At 72.7% G+C, this 14,106-nt stretch carries 13 protein-coding genes; 6 read left to right on the forward strand and 7 right to left on the reverse strand.

Going from position 1 to position 14,106, the window contains the following annotated elements; translation table 11 throughout:
• Window position 1 precedes the first annotated feature (1 nt).
• Window positions 2-1,600, reverse strand: a complete 1,599-nt coding sequence (cimA, locus tag ACN27C_RS00985) for a citramalate synthase (RefSeq protein ID WP_120571228.1) — start codon at window positions 1,598-1,600, stop codon at window positions 2-4.
• Between the two features lie 315 nt (window positions 1,601-1,915).
• On the opposite strand from cimA, the gene ACN27C_RS00990 reads away from it, so the two are divergent.
• From ACN27C_RS00990 to ACN27C_RS01005, 4 genes are all read left to right on the forward strand, one after another.
• On the forward strand, window positions 1,916-2,476 hold the full coding sequence (locus ACN27C_RS00990; RefSeq protein ID WP_121686053.1) for a peroxiredoxin: 561 nt from the start codon (window positions 1,916-1,918) through the stop codon (window positions 2,474-2,476).
• Between the two features lie 2 nt (window positions 2,477-2,478).
• Window positions 2,479-3,009: a carboxymuconolactone decarboxylase family protein gene (locus ACN27C_RS00995; protein WP_120571230.1), complete on the forward strand. Its 531-nt coding sequence runs from the start codon at window positions 2,479-2,481 to the stop codon at window positions 3,007-3,009.
• 193 nt (window positions 3,010-3,202) lie between these two features.
• The gene (locus tag ACN27C_RS01000; RefSeq protein ID WP_120571231.1) at window positions 3,203-3,667 is read left to right on the forward strand and encodes a PRC-barrel domain containing protein; all 465 of its coding nucleotides are present in this window, start codon (window positions 3,203-3,205) and stop codon (window positions 3,665-3,667) included.
• 51 nt (window positions 3,668-3,718) lie between these two features.
• Complete coding sequence (locus tag ACN27C_RS01005) at window positions 3,719-4,459, forward strand: tyrosine-protein phosphatase (RefSeq protein WP_120571232.1); 741 nt, start codon at window positions 3,719-3,721, stop codon at window positions 4,457-4,459.
• 101 nt (window positions 4,460-4,560) lie between these two features.
• Here the strand turns inward: ACN27C_RS01005 and ACN27C_RS01010 are convergent, their stop codons facing one another.
• The gene (locus tag ACN27C_RS01010; protein ID WP_121686052.1) at window positions 4,561-5,655 is read right to left on the reverse strand and encodes a branched-chain amino acid aminotransferase; all 1,095 of its coding nucleotides are present in this window, start codon (window positions 5,653-5,655) and stop codon (window positions 4,561-4,563) included.
• A 190-nt stretch (window positions 5,656-5,845) separates the two neighbouring features.
• Window positions 5,846-6,877 carry a 3-isopropylmalate dehydrogenase gene (locus ACN27C_RS01015; protein ID WP_121686051.1) on the reverse strand — a complete coding sequence of 344 codons (1,032 nt, stop codon included), beginning with the start codon at window positions 6,875-6,877 and terminating at the stop codon, window positions 5,846-5,848.
• A 218-nt stretch (window positions 6,878-7,095) separates the two neighbouring features.
• Here ACN27C_RS01015 and ACN27C_RS01020 point away from each other — a divergent pair, with 218 nt between their 5' ends.
• Together ACN27C_RS01020 and ACN27C_RS01025 are read left to right on the forward strand one after the other, a co-directional pair.
• Window positions 7,096-7,968, forward strand: coding sequence for an FAD:protein FMN transferase (locus ACN27C_RS01020; RefSeq protein WP_422750216.1), 873 nt, complete (start codon window positions 7,096-7,098; stop codon window positions 7,966-7,968).
• 310 nt (window positions 7,969-8,278) lie between these two features.
• On the forward strand, window positions 8,279-8,635 hold the full coding sequence (locus tag ACN27C_RS01025) for a hypothetical protein (RefSeq protein WP_205775916.1): 357 nt from the start codon (window positions 8,279-8,281) through the stop codon (window positions 8,633-8,635).
• 60 nt (window positions 8,636-8,695) lie between these two features.
• Here the strand turns inward: ACN27C_RS01025 and serA are convergent, their stop codons facing one another.
• The 4 genes from serA to ACN27C_RS01045 all read right to left on the reverse strand — a co-directional run bounded on the left by serA (window position 8,696) and on the right by ACN27C_RS01045 (window position 14,093).
• Entirely contained in the window at window positions 8,696-10,294 is a 1,599-nt protein-coding gene (gene serA, locus ACN27C_RS01030) for a phosphoglycerate dehydrogenase (protein WP_120571297.1), read from the reverse strand.
• A gap of 316 nt (window positions 10,295-10,610) precedes the next feature.
• The gene (gene ilvC / locus ACN27C_RS01035) at window positions 10,611-11,624 is read right to left on the reverse strand and encodes a ketol-acid reductoisomerase (RefSeq protein ID WP_120571299.1); all 1,014 of its coding nucleotides are present in this window, start codon (window positions 11,622-11,624) and stop codon (window positions 10,611-10,613) included.
• A 58-nt stretch (window positions 11,625-11,682) separates the two neighbouring features.
• Entirely contained in the window at window positions 11,683-12,198 is a 516-nt protein-coding gene (gene ilvN / locus ACN27C_RS01040; RefSeq protein WP_030500879.1) for an acetolactate synthase small subunit, read from the reverse strand.
• Window positions 12,198-14,093 carry an acetolactate synthase large subunit gene (locus tag ACN27C_RS01045; protein ID WP_422750217.1) on the reverse strand — a complete coding sequence of 632 codons (1,896 nt, stop codon included), beginning with the start codon at window positions 14,091-14,093 and terminating at the stop codon, window positions 12,198-12,200. The genes ilvN and ACN27C_RS01045 overlap by 1 nt, the downstream gene beginning before the upstream one ends.
• Window positions 14,094-14,106 lie beyond the last annotated feature (13 nt).

Raw genomic sequence — 14,106 nt, forward strand, 5'->3', positions numbered from 1 at the left:
GTCAGGCCGCCGTCGCGCCCGGCACCCGGGCCCGGTCCAGGCCGTAGGTGAGCGCGTCGACCAGGGCGTGCCAGCTCGCCTCGACCACGTTCGGGTGTACGCCCACAGTGGTCCAGTCGCGGCCGGCGCCGGCGGTCTCCACGAGCACGCGCGTCACCGCGCCGGTGCCGTGGCTGCCCTCCAGGATGCGGACCTTGTAGTCGGCCAGCTCGAACTCGCGCAGCTCCGGGTAGTGCCGGGCCAGACCCACCCGCAGCGCCTCGTCCAGCGCGTTGACCGGGCCGTTGCCCTCGGCGGTGGCGATCACCCGCTCGCCGCGTACCCGGATCTTCACCGTCGCCTCGGAGACCACGGCGCCGTCCTCGCGGTGCTCGACGATCACCCGGTACGACTCCAGCGCGAACGGCCGGGCCGGCGCGGCGTCCGGCAGCTCGGAGCGGACCAGCAGCTCGAACGAGGCGTCGGCGGCCTCGAACGACCAGCCGTCGGCCTCCAGCTCCTTGACCCGCCCGGTGACCCGGGACAGGGCGTCCGGATGGCCGGCCAGGTCCAGACCGAGCTCGCGGCTCTTGAGCTCGATGCTGGCCCGGCCGGCCATCTCGGTCACCAGGATCCGCATGTCGTTGCCCACCACAGTGGGTTCCACGTGGTTGTAGAGCAACGGGTCGACCTTGATCGCGCTCGCGTGCAGCCCCGCCTTGTGAGCGAAGGCGGCGGCCCCGACGTAGGCCTGGTGGGTGTCGGGGGCGATGTTGGCGATCTCGGCGATGGCGTGCGAGACCCGCACCATCTGTTCCAGGCAGCCCTCCGGTAGGACGGGCATGCCCAGCTTGAGCTGGAGGTTGGCGACGATCGCGAAGATGTCGGCGTTGCCGGGGCGCTCGCCGTACCCGTTGGCGGTGCCCTGCACGTGCCGGACGCCCGCCTCGACCGCGGCGATCGTGTTCGCCACCGCGCAGGCGGTGTCGTTCTGGGCGTGCATGCCGAGCCGTTCCGGCGCGATCCCGGTCCGCGCCACCAGTCCCTCGATCACGGCGGTGACCTGGGAGGGCAGCATGCCGCCGTTGGTGTCGCAGAGCACGAAGCGCTCGGCGCCCGCGGCCAGCGCGGTCTCCGCGACGGCGGCGGTGTAGCCCGGGTCGAACCGGAACCCGTCGTAGCAGTGCTCCCCGTCGACGAAGACGCGCCGCCCCTGCGCCACCAGGTACGAGACGGTGTCCCGGACCATGGCGAGGTTCTCCTCGGCGGTGGTGCGCAGCGCCCGCTCCACGTGCCGCAGGTCCGCCTTGGCGACCAGGGCCACGGCCGGGGTCTGCGCGTCGAGCAGGCCGCGCACCTGCGGGTCGTCCTCGACGGCGAGGCCGGCCTTGCGGGTGGCGCCGAAGGCGACCAGGATCGCGTGCCGCAGCTCCAGCTCGGTGCGGGCGCGGCGGAAGAACTCGGTGTCCTTGGGCACCGCGCCCGGCCAGCCGCCCTCGATGAAGCCGACTCCGAGGTCGTCCAGCAGGCGGGCCACCGCCAGCTTGTCGACCACCGAGTACGTGAGCCCTTCGCGCTGCGCGCCGTCGCGCAGCGTCGTGTCGTACACCTGGAACGTCATCGGAGTCCTCTTCTCGTGCCCTGGGGGAGCAAACAAAAAGACCCCCCGCGGATGCGGGAGGTCTGCGCGCTCGGCGAGGGAAGGGCCGGCGCGCTAGCTGCTAATGATCAGGACGAAGCTGGTCACGACCCGTACTCTGCCACCCCGCCCCCGGTTTTGGGAGGCGAAACCCATATTCCGGGACGGGGATCGGCCCGGTGATCGTCTTCACACGCGGGCACGCCCGCCACGAGCGCAAACGGGGCTACGGAAGAATCTTGAAAAGATCCAGTTACTGACCCGGCGGTGCTGCCGGGTCACGCTCAAGGAGGACCCGTGCTCACTGTCGGTGACCACTTCCCCGAGTACGAACTCACCGCCTGCGTGTCGCTCGACGCCGACAAGGCGTTCGAGACGATCAACCACAAGTCCCACGAGGGCCAGTGGCGCGTCGTGTTCTTCTGGCCGAAGGACTTCACCTTCATCTGCCCGACCGAGATCGCCGAGTTCGGTCGCCTCAACGGCGAGTTCGCCGACCGGGACGCCCAGGTGCTCGGCGTCTCCGTCGACAACGAGTTCGTCCACTACGCCTGGCGCAAGGACCACCCGGACCTGCGCGAGCTGCCCTTCCCGATGCTCAGCGACATCAAGCGTGAGCTGACCTCCGCCTGCGGCGTGCTCGGCGAGGACGGTGTCGCGCAGCGGGCCACCTTCATCGTGGACCCGAACAACGAGATCCAGTTCGCCATGGTGACCGCCGGTTCGGTCGGCCGCAACGTCTCCGAGGTGCTGCGGGTGCTCGACGCGCTCCAGACCGACGAGCTGTGCCCGTGCAACTGGAACAAGGGCGGGGCGACGCTCGACGCCAACGCGCTCCTCGCCGGCGCCGGGGCCTGACCATGGGCCTGGACGTGATCAAGGCGGGTCTGCCCGAGTACGCCAAGGACATCCGGCTCAACCTCGGCTCCACCATCACCACCTCGACGCTGAAGCCGGAGCAGGCGTGGGGCACCGCCCTGGCCTGCGCGGTGGCGGCCCGCAACCCGGTGGTGCTGCGGGAGATCGCCGCCGAGGCGGCCGGTCACCTCACGCCCGAGGCGGTCGAGGCGGCCAAGGGCGCGGCGGCGGTCATGGCGATGAACAACGTCTACTACCGGGCCAAGCACCTGATCGGCGACGAGCAGTACGCGTCGCTGCCGGCCCGGCTGCGGATGCAGATCATCGCCCGCCCCGGCGTGGAGAAGACCGACTTCGAGCTGTGGTGCCTCGCCGTCTCGGCGATCACCGGCTGCGGCGTCTGCCTGGAGTCGCACGAGAAGACGCTGCGCGCCGCCGGGTTCAGCCGTGAGCAGGTGCACGAGGGACTGCGGATCGCCGCCGTCGTACACGCCGCCGCGGTGACCCTGGACGCGGAGGCCGCACTGGCCTGACCCACCGGCCCGTGCGCGCCCGACCGGCACCGCGCGGGCCGACGACCCGAGGGGCCGGCGTCACCACCGTGGCGCCGGCCCCTCGGCGTCGGCGGGCCGGCCGCCGGCGGGTTGGTGCCCGGACAGGGTGGGTAACCCTTCCGACTGACGACGGCGCCGCGACGGCCGCGGCCCTGGGGACGGGAGGCGGCACATGGACGGACTGGACCCGCGCGCCACGCACGGCGGCACCGAGCCGATCCTCGACGACGGCCGGGGCACGGTCGCCGGGGGCGCTCCGGCGGGCGCCTTCGACCCGTGGCGCTACCGCGACGAGGCGGGCGTGGCGAGCGCCGACCTGACCGGCTACAAGGTCGAGGCCACCGACGGCGCCATCGGCAAGATCGACCGGGCGAGCCACGAGGTGGACGACAGCTACCTGGTCGTGGACACCGGGCCGTGGATCTTCGGCAAGAAGGTGATGCTCCCGGCCGGCACCGTGAACCACGTCGACCACGACGCCCGCACCGTGCACGTCGACCGGGAGAAGGACCAGATCAAGGCCGCCCCGGAGTACGACGAGTCCAGCCACGCCGACCCGGGTTACCGGGACCGGCTGGGCGGCTACTACGGCGAGAACCACTCGGCGTTGCCGCCGGACGTGCCGCCGCGCATCTGACACCTCGGCGACGGCCGGCGGGGACGCGCGAGCGCCCCGCCGGCCGTTACCGTGTCGGATGTGGACGCCCCGGAGAGCCCCTTCCCCGCCCTGTTCAACTTCCGCGACGTCGGCGGATACGCCGCTCGCGACGGGCGCACCGTCCGCCGCGGCCGGCTCTACCGCTCCGACTCGCTGCACCGCATCGACGACACCGACCGGAGCGCGTTCACCGCGCTCGGCATCCGTACTGTGATCGACCTGCGCCGCCCCACCGAGGTGGAACGCGACGGGCGGGTGCCCGACTACGACGGCCTGACCTACCGGCACATCCACCCCGAGCATGCCGACTGGGGCGCGAACCGGTTCGACTCCTCCGGCGTCAGCCTGGCCCGCTACCTGGCCGACCGCTACGCCGACCTGGCGCGCACCGGCACGGCCGGCCTCGCCGAGGCGGTCGGGCTGATCGCGGACAGCGCCAACGCCCCGGTGGTGGTGCACTGCGTCGCCGGCAAGGACCGCACCGGCATCGTCTGCGCGCTGACGCTCGCGGTGCTCGGGGTGCCCGACGAGGACGTGGTCGCCGACTACGCGCTCAGCAGCGCCGCGTCGCAGCGCTTCGCCGAGTGGGTCCGCGCCACGCTGCCGGACGCGGAGGAACCGCCGCCGCCGTTCCTGGCCTCCCCGGCCGAGGCGATGGAGCTGTTCCTCGCCGAGCTGCGCGGCGGCTACGGCTCGATCGAGGGCTACCTGACCCACGCCGGCGTCACCGAGGCGCAGCTGGAGTCCCTCCGCACCCACCTCCTGGACTGACCGCCGCCCCGCCCCGGCCCTGCCCAGCGGTGATCAAGGAGTTGGTGTCCTCGTCCGCGCCGGAACCGGACGCAAACTCCTTGATCACCGCGGGAGGACCGTCAGAGGACCCGGGTGACCCAGCCGTGGGGGTCTTCGGCGCGGCCGCGCTGGATGTCCACCAGCTTCTGGCGCAGGGCCATGGTGACCCGGCCCGGCTCACCGCCGCCGATCAGGAACTCGCCGTCCGGGAAGCGCACACCGCCGATCGGGGTGATCACGGCGGCCGTGCCGCACGCGAACACCTCGCGCAGCCGCCCGCTCGCCGCGTCCGCCTGCCAGTCGTCGAAGGCGACCGGCGCCTCCCGCACCTCGTGCCCGGCCTCGGCGGCCAGCGCGAGGATCGCGTCGCGGGTGATGCCCGGCAGGATCGTGCCTCCCAGCGGCGGGGTGACGATGCTGCCGTCGTCGTAGACGAAGAAGACGTTCATGCCGCCCAGCTCGTCGACGTACCGCCGCTGCACCGCGTCCAGGAACACCACCTGGTCGCATCCGGCCTCGATCGCCTCCGCCTGGGCCGCCAGCGAGGCGGCGTAGTTGCCGCCGCACTTGGCCGCGCCGGTGCCGCCGGGAGCGGCCCGGGTGTAGTCCGGCGAGACCCACACCGTCACCGGCTTCACGCCACCGGCGAAGTACGCGCCGGCCGGCGAGGCGATCACGCAGTAGAGGTATTCGTTGGCCGGGCGGACACCGAGGAAGACCTCGCTGGCGAACATGAACGGCCGCAGGTAGAGGCTGGCGTCCTCGTGCTCGGGAATCCACGCCTGGTCGATCTCGACCAGCCGGCGCAGCGACTCCACGAACGTCTCCTCCGGCAGCTCCGGCATGGCCAGCCGGCGGGCGGACGCGTTGAACCGGGCCGCGTTGGCCTCCGGGCGGAACATCGTCACCGCGTCACCGGTGCGGTACGCCTTCAGCCCCTCGAAGATCTCCTGCGCGTAGTGCAGCACCGCAGCGGCCGGATCCATCGGGATCGGCGCGCGCGCCTCCAGGCGGGCGTCGTACCAGCCCTTGCCCTCGGCGTACCGGATGGTGACCATGTGATCGGTGAAGACCCGGCCGAAGCCCGGGTTCGCCAGCAGGGCGGCCCGGTCGGCGGCGGATACCGGCGCGGGATTCGGACGGATCTCGAAATCGAGCATGTCACCACCGCTCATCGCGCTGACCTCCCTGCGGGTTGACGGCATGCGGGATCGCACGCCGACGTCACTGGTGCCAGAAAACTTACCCCGAACGGTCGTTCAGCGGATAGCTCCGCCCCGGCGGAGACGACGCGCCGGACGGTCGGGGTGGGCCCGGTGACGGGTCTGGCGGCCCGGTACCGGGCCGCCAGCAGGGTCGGCCCGGTCAGGCTACGGAGAGCGCGGCGAGCCGGTCGCCGACCTCCTCGGTGCGCAGCGGCGTCCCGGGCGTACGGGCGGCCAGCTCGGTGCCGACCGCGGCGGTGACCCGGGCGGCGGCGTCGGCGTGGCCGAGCTGGTCCAGCAGCAGCGCGGCGGACAGCACCGCGGCGACCGGGTCGGCGACGCCCTGGCCGGCGATGTCCGGCGCCGAGCCGTGCACCGGCTCGAACATCGACGGGTAGCGCCCCTCGGGGTTGATGCAGCCGCTGGCCGCCAGCCCGATGCCACCGGTCACGGCCGCGGCGATGTCGGTGAGGATGTCGCCGAACAGGTTGTCGGTGACCACCACGTCGTACCGCGACGGGTTCGTCACCAGGAACATCGCGGCGGCGTCGATGTGCTGGTATTCGGTGGTCACGTCCGGGTGCTCGGCGGCCACCGCGGCGAAGGCGCGCGCCCAGAGCGACCCGGCGTGGGTGAGCACGTTGGTCTTGTGCACGAGCGTGACCTTGCGCCGCTCCCGGCGGGCGGCGCGGGCGAACGCGTCGCGGATCACCCGCTCGACGCCGTGCCGGGTGTTCAGGCTCTCCTCGGTGGCCACCTCGGCCGGGGTGTCCCGGTGCAGCGCGCCGCCGGCACCCGCGTACAGCCCCTCGGTGCCCTCGCGGACCACCACGAGGTCGACCTCGCCGGGCTTGACCGCGGCCAGCGGACCGGCGACGCCGGGCCAGAGCCGGGACGGGCGCAGGTTGACGTACTGGTCGAAGGCGAACCGGAGCTTGAGCAGCAGACCGCGCTCCAGCACACCCGGCGGCACGGTCGGGTCGCCCACCGCGCCGAGCAGGATGGCGTCGTGACCGGCCAGCTCGTCGAGGACGGAGTCGGGCAGCACCTCACCGGTGCGGTGATAGCGCGCCGCACCCAGGTCGTACTCGGTGGCCTCGATACCGGGCACCACCGCGTCGAGGACCTTGCGGGCCTGCGCGACCACCTCGGGTCCGATGCCGTCGCCGGCCACCACCGCGATGTGTGCCACCTGACGCTCCTCGTCTTGTCGTTAGGCGCAACCGTACGTCGCCGTCCCGCCCCCCGGTACGAATCTTCCATCATCCGGGACGGCGAATCACAGGAGGCTCCCAGCCGGCACTCATGGTGCGGTCATCTCCACTGCTTAGGGTCGGGGTCACGGGCCGACGGGGGCCCGGAATCCGGCACCGCCGCGACGCGGCGGCGACCACCGAGGGGGCAGGTGTCATGCGGATCGAGCACCGGCGGGCCCACTGGGCGGACGAACAGCCACGCACCCGCTGGGTCGACCAGTCCGCGTTCCGCCCGGCCCGCCCGGACCTGCACCTGGGCGCCACGAACCACCGCGCCGAGCGGTCCGTCGCCGCCGCGTCCGGCCGGATCAGCGTCCGCCACACCGTCGCCACCTCGACCGCCGACTACACCATGCTGCTCAACGCGCCGGAGTGGTTCGGCCACCGGGCGGTCAGCGAGGCGCTGCGCGACGCCGTCGCCGAACTGCGCGCCGTCGACCTCACCTACGGCCCGAACCGCCCGGACAGCCTCGTCTCCCGGCTGCGCCGCGACGAGATCAGCCCCGACTCGTACCCGCCGCTGGCCGACCTGATCGACCTCTGCGCCGCGATGCGGGCGGCCACCGACGGCTGGTTCGACGCCTGGGCCGTGCCCGGCGGCTTCGACCCGGGCGGCCTGCTCGGCGGCTGGGCGGTGGAGCGGGCCGCGGCCCGGTTGCGCGCCGCCGGCATCCACGACTACGCCGTGCTCAGCGGCGCCGATCTGACGGTACGCGGACACGCGGCGCACGGCGGGCCGTGGCGCGTCGCGGTGCACCACCCCACCGACACCCGCCGGACACCTGTCGTGCTGGAGATGACGACGGGCGCGGTCGGCACGTCCGGCGTCACCGGCCGGCGCGGCCACGTCGTCGACCCGCACACCGGCGAGCCGACCGACCGGCTGGTGGCCGCCACCGTGCTCGGCCCGAACCTCGCCGTCGCCGACGCCTACGCCACCGCCCTGTACGCCGCCGGACCGGCCGGGCTGGCCTGGTTCCGTCACGACTCGGACTACCGGCCGCTGTTCGCGCACCACCGGCGCTGATCCGCTGCCCGGCGCGGAGCGCGATCGGCCCCCACGGTCTCGGCAACGACCGTGAGGGCCGGTCAGCGACGAGTGCGCGTGGCTCGCGCAATCGAGGGGTGCGGGCCGAGGGGCCGGGCGCCCGACCACGCCACCCGAAGACGGGCCGGGGATCGACTCAGCGGAAACCGCATCGGTACGCTAGCGAATCGACGCAACTCGACGCAAGAGTCTCCACAGCGGACGCCGGGTGAACGGTGTCGGCAATCAGCGGTGAACGCACGGTGGGGCAGAGGTGACGGGCCGGGCCCGGGATGGCACGCTGTCCGCCGTGAGTTTCGATCTGAGCGTGTGGGCCCTGCCGAACGGGGCGACACCGGAGCAGGTGCGCGCGGCGGTGCAGCAGTGCCGCGACGGCTGGCACGGCGAGCAGCACCCCGACCCGCGACTCGTCGCCTTCTACCGGGCGATCACGGCGAGCTACCCGGACCGCCCGGCCCGGCCCGGTACGCCGTGGGAGGTGGCGCCACTGCACACGGCCGCCGACCACATCGAGATGAACCTGCATCCGACCTGCCCGGACCAGGTCCTCCTGGACATCGAGCGGCTGGCCGGCGAGCACGACCTGATGCTCTTCGACGCGCAGGACGGCTCGGTCTACCCGCCACCGGCCCGCGTCCGTTCCTGACCCACCGGGACGACGAAGGGCCCGGCCGATCCGGCCGGGCCCCGCTGTGTCCTGTTCGGACTACACGTCGCGCAGGTCGGCCGCGCTGGCCGCGACCGCGCCGATCGAGTCGGCGGCGGAGGTCAGCAGGTCGGCGCCGAGCGCCTGGTCGACGGTGAGCGTCATCAGCGTCTCACCACCGGCCTCGCGGCGGGCCACCTGCATGGCGGCGATGTTCACGCCGGCCTCGCCGAGCAGCGTGCCGACGGTGCCGACCACGCCGGGCCGGTCGGCGTAGCGCAGGAAGACCAGGATGCCCTCCGCGCCGATCTCCACGTCGAAGCCGTCCACCTCGGTCAGCTTGAACACGTCGCGGGTGCCGGTGTGCGCCACGGTGCCGGAGACGCGGACGGTGCGCCCGTCCGGCAGCGCCCCGCGCACGGTCACCAGGTTCGGGTGGTCGACGGTCTCGCCCGGCGTGGCGAGCGTGACCTCGACGCCCCGCTCGGCGGCCAGGTGCGGCGCGTTGACGTAGGTGACCTGCTCCTCCACCACGGAGCTGAACAGGCCCTTGGTCGCGGCGAGCTTGAGCACCGACACGTCGTGGGCGGCGATCTCGCCGCGCACCTCGACGGTGACGCTGGCGGCCACCCCGCCGGCCAGGGCGGTGAACGCCCGGCCCAGCCGCTCGGCCAGCGGCAGCAGCGGGCGGACGTCCTCGGCGACCACGCCGCCGGCCTGCACGTTCACCGCGTCCGGGACGAACTCGCCCTGGAGCGCGAGCTTGACGCTCTTGGCCACCGCGAGGCCGGCCTTGTCCTGCGCCTCGTTGGTGGAGGCGCCCAGGTGCGGGGTGGCCACCACGTTGTCGAAGGCGAACAGCGGCGAGGAGGTGCACGGCTCCTTGGCGTACACGTCGACGCCGGCGCCGGCGACCCGGCCCTCCGCGATCGCGTCGGCGAGCGCCTGCTCGTCGACCAGACCGCCGCGGGCGGCGTTGACGATCCGGACGCCCGGCTTGACGATCGCCAGCTCCTTCTCGCCGATCAGGCCGACCGTCTCCGGCGTCTTCGGCAGGTGGATCGAGATGAAGTCGCTCTCCCGCAGCAGCTCCTCCAGCCCGACCAGGCGGACGCCGAGCTGCGCGGCACGGGCCGGCTGGATGTACGGGTCGTACGCGATCAGCCGGGTGCCGAACGCGGCGATGCGCTGCGCGAAGAGCACCCCGATGCGGCCGAGGCCGACCACGCCCACGGTCTTGCCCTGGATCTCGACGCCGGTGTACTTGGACCGCTTCCACTCCCCCGCCTTGAGCGCGGCGCTGGCGCTGGCGGTGTTGCGGGCCACCGCGAGCAGCAGCGCGACGGCCTGCTCGGCGGCGGAGACGATGTTCGAGGTGGGCGCGTTGACGACCATGACGCCCCGCGCGGTGGCGGCCGGCACCTCGACGTTGTCCAGGCCGACACCGGCCCGGGCGACCACCTTCAGCCGCGGCGCGGCGGCGATCGCCTCGGCGTCGATCTGGGTGGCGCTGCGTACGATCACCGCGTCGGCCTCGGAGAGGGCGGAGAGCAGAGCGGGGCGGTCGGTGCCGTCCACGTGGCGCACGTCGAAGTCGTGCGCGAGCACCTCGATGGCGGCGGGGGCAAGTTCTTCGGCGATCAGTACGACAGGATTCATCGGTCCTCGTAGACGCTCGGTAATGGTTCGGCCTGGGGCGCCGGGACGCCGCGCTGCGCCCTGCGCCGATCCGTGCCACGGCCGTCGGGTGCGCTCGGGCACCACACCAAGGATGGTAGGGGGCCGCCCGCCCGGCGTGTCCCGGACTGCGGGGTGAGCGCCCTCACACAGGCCCGTCGCACGCCTGTCATCCCCCGTTCACCGGGGGCGGTACGGGACGAGGCGTTACTCACCGTGTCCCAGGACGTGAACGGACGGCGGCCCGCGGCCCGACGCCGGGGAGAGCGTCGGGTCGCGGGCCGCACGTGGGGAGGGTTCAGGCGGTCTCGGTGATCGGCCGGTCGACCCAGCTCATCATGGCCCGCAGCTTCTGCCCGGTCTCCTCGATCGGGTGCGCCGCGCCCTCGGCCCGCCACTTGGCGAAGTTCGGCCGGCCGGCCTCGTCCTCGGCCACCCACTCGCGGGCGAACTCGCCGGACTGGATCTCGCCGAGGATCTTGCGCATCTCGTCCTTGACCCGGGAGTCGATGACGCGCGGGCCGCGGGACAGGTCGCCGTACTCGGCGGTGTCGGAGATGCTGTAGCGCATCCGGGCGATGCCGCCCTCGTACATCAGGTCGACGATGAGCTTCAGCTCGTGCAGGCACTCGAAGTAGGCCACCTCGGGCGCGTAGCCGGCCTCGGTGAGCACCTCGAAACCGGTCTGCACCAGCGCCGCCGCGCCACCGCACAGCACCGCCTGCTCGCCGAACAGGTCGGTCTCGGTCTCCTCGGTGAAGGTGGTCCGGATCGCGCCGGCCCGGGTGCCGCCGATCGCCTTGGCGTACGCCAGGGCCAGGCCGAACGCGTTGCCGCTGGCGTCCTGCTCGACGGCGACCAGGCAGGGCACGCCCTTGCCGTCGACGTACTGGCGGCGGACCAGGTGACCGGGGCCCTTCGGGGCGACCATCGCCACGTCCACGTCCGCCGGCGGCTTGATCAGGCCGTACCGGATGTTGAAGCCGTGCCCGAAGAACAGCGCCTTGCCCGCGGCCAGGTTCGGCGCGATGGACTCGGCGTAGATGTGCCGCTGGGCGGTGTCCGGCGCCAGGATCATGATCACGTCGGCCTCGGCCGCCGCCTCGGCGGGCGTGAGCACCCGCAGGCCCTGCTCCTCGGCCTTCGGCCGGCTCTTCGACCCGGCGGGCAGGCCGATCACCACGTCGACGCCGGAGTCGCGCAGCGACAGCGCGTGCGCGTGGCCCTGGCTGCCGTACCCGATCACGGCGACCTTGCGGCCCTGGATCAGGCCCAGGTCGGCGTCGTCGTCGTAGAACACCTCAACGCTCATTGACTTCCCTTTCGTACGGCGGTGCCCGTCGGCCCGTCGAAAAACTTGTGGGTACGGATCAGGCGGCGCGCAGGGCCGGGCCGGCGGTGATGGCCCGCGAGCCCCGCCCGATGGCCACGGTGCCGGACTGGACCATCTCCTTGATGCCGAACGGCTCCAGGTCGCGCAGCAGCGCGTCGAGCTTGTCCGGCGTGCCGGTGGCCTCGACGGTCAGCGTGTCCGGCGCGACGTCGACCACCCGGGCGCGGAACAGGCCGACCGTCTCCAGCACCTGGGCGCGGGCCGTGCGGTCCGCGCGGACCTTGACCAGCAGCAGCTCCCGCGCCACCGACACCTGCGGGTCCAGTTCCACGATCTTGAGTACGTTGACCAGCTTGTTGAGCTGCTTGGTCACCTGCTCCAGCGGCGAGGACTCGGCGTTGACCACGATGGTGATGCGGGAGACGTCCGGGTTCTCGGTCTCGCCCACGGCGAGGCTGTCGATGTTGAACCCGCGCCGGGAGAACAGCCCGGAGACCCGGGCGAGGACACCCGGCTTGTTCTCCACCAGCACGGACAGCGTGTGCATAGTCATTAGAGTTCGTCCTCGTCGAACGCGGGGCGCACACCCCTGGCGAACATGATCTCGTCGTTGCTGGTGCCGGCGGCGACCATCGGCCAGACCATCGCGTCCTTGCCGACCACGAAGTCGATGACCACAGGCGCGTCGTTGATCGCCATGGCCGCCTCGATGGTCTTGTCCACGTCGGCGGCGTTCTCGCAGCGCAGCCCGACGCAGCCGAGCGCCTCGGCGAGCTTGACGAAGTCCGGGATGCGGTGCTTGTGCGTGCCCAGCTCGGTGTTGGAGTAGCGCTCCCCGTAGAACAGGGTCTGCCACTGCCGCACCATGCCGAGGTTGCCGTTGTTGATCACGGCGACCTTGATCGGGATGCCCTCCAGCGCGCAGGTGGCCAGCTCCTGGTTGGTCATCTGGAAGCAGCCGTCGCCGTCGACCGCCCACACGGTGGTGTCCGGCTTGCCGACCTTGGCGCCCATCGCGGCCGGGACGGCGTAGCCCATGGTGCCCAGGCCACCGGAGTTGAGCCAGGTGTGCGGCTTCTCGTACGAGATGAACTGGCTGGCCCACATCTGGTGCTGGCCGACGCCCGCCACGTAGACCGCGTCCGGGCCGGCGATCTCGCCCAGCCGCTTGATCACGTACTGCGGGGAGAGCGTGCCGTCGGCCGGCTCCTCGAAGCCGAGCGGGTAGCGCTCGCGCAGGTCGTCGAGCTGCGCCCACCAGTCGGTCAGGTCCACCGACGGGTGCGCGGCCTGCTCGGCGGTGACCGCCGCGATCAGCTCGTCGATCACGTGCCGCGCGTCGCCCACGATCGGGACGTCGGCGTGCCGGTTCTTGCCGATCTCGGCCGGGTCGATGTCGGCGTGCACCACTGCCGCGTCCGGCGCGAACGAGTCGAGCTTGCCGGTCACCCGGTCGTCGAAGCGGGCGCCCAGCGCCACGATCAGGTCGGCCTTCTGCAGGCCGTAGACCGCGGCGACGGTGCCGTGCATGCCGGGCATGCCCAGGTGCTGGCGGTGCGAGTCGGGGAACGCGCCCAGCGCCATCAGCGTGGTGACCACCGGGATGCCGGTCTGCTCGGCCAGCTTGCGCAGCCCTTCGGTGGCGCCGGCCTTGAGCACGCCGCCGCCGACGTAGAGGACCGGGCGGCGGGCCGAGGTCATCAGCCGGGCCGCCTCCCGGATCTGCTTGCCGTGCGGGTGCAGCGTGGGCCGGTAGCCGGGCAGGTCGAGCGTGGGCGGCCAGGAGAACGTCGCCGGCGCCTGGAGCACGTCCTTGGGGATGTCGACGAGCACCGGGCCCGGGCGGCCGGTCGCGGCCAGGTGGAACGCCTCGGCCAGCACGCGGGGGATCTCGTCGGCGGTCTGCACCAGGAAGTTGTGCTTCGTGATGGGCAGCGTGATGCCCTGGATGTCCGCCTCCTGGAAGGCGTCGGTGCCGATCGACGGCCGAGCCACCTGGCCGGTGATCGCCACCATCGGGACCGAGTCCATGTACGCGTCCGCGATCGGGGTCACCAGGTTCGTCGCGCCCGGGCCGGAGGTGGCGATGCACACGCCGACCCGGCCGGTGGCCTGCGCGTAACCGGTGGCCGCGTGCCCGGCGCCCTGCTCGTGGCGGACCAGGATGTGCCGGACCGTGGAGTCGTAGAGCGGGTCGTAGGCGGGCAGGATCGCGCCGCCCGGAATGCCGAAGACCACGTCGACGCCGAGCGCCTCGAGCGACCGCACGAGCGAACCCGCGCCCGAGACCTGCGCGGTGGCGGGCTCCCGTACGGGCGTCTCGGTGGTGGTGGCCGCCGGGACGGTACGGCCGGAGCGGGCGGCGGGGTCGGAGTCACCGGCCGCGCCGGTGCCGGAACGGGCACGGCGGGCGGAGTGGGCGAGGGTCTCTGGCGTGGGTCTCGTCATGGCGGTTCAAGCC

This window comes from Micromonospora sp. WMMD1219 (assembly GCF_049315215.1).
In the GTDB taxonomy this organism is placed as follows: Bacteria; Actinomycetota; Actinomycetes; order Mycobacteriales; family Micromonosporaceae; genus Micromonospora; species Micromonospora tulbaghiae.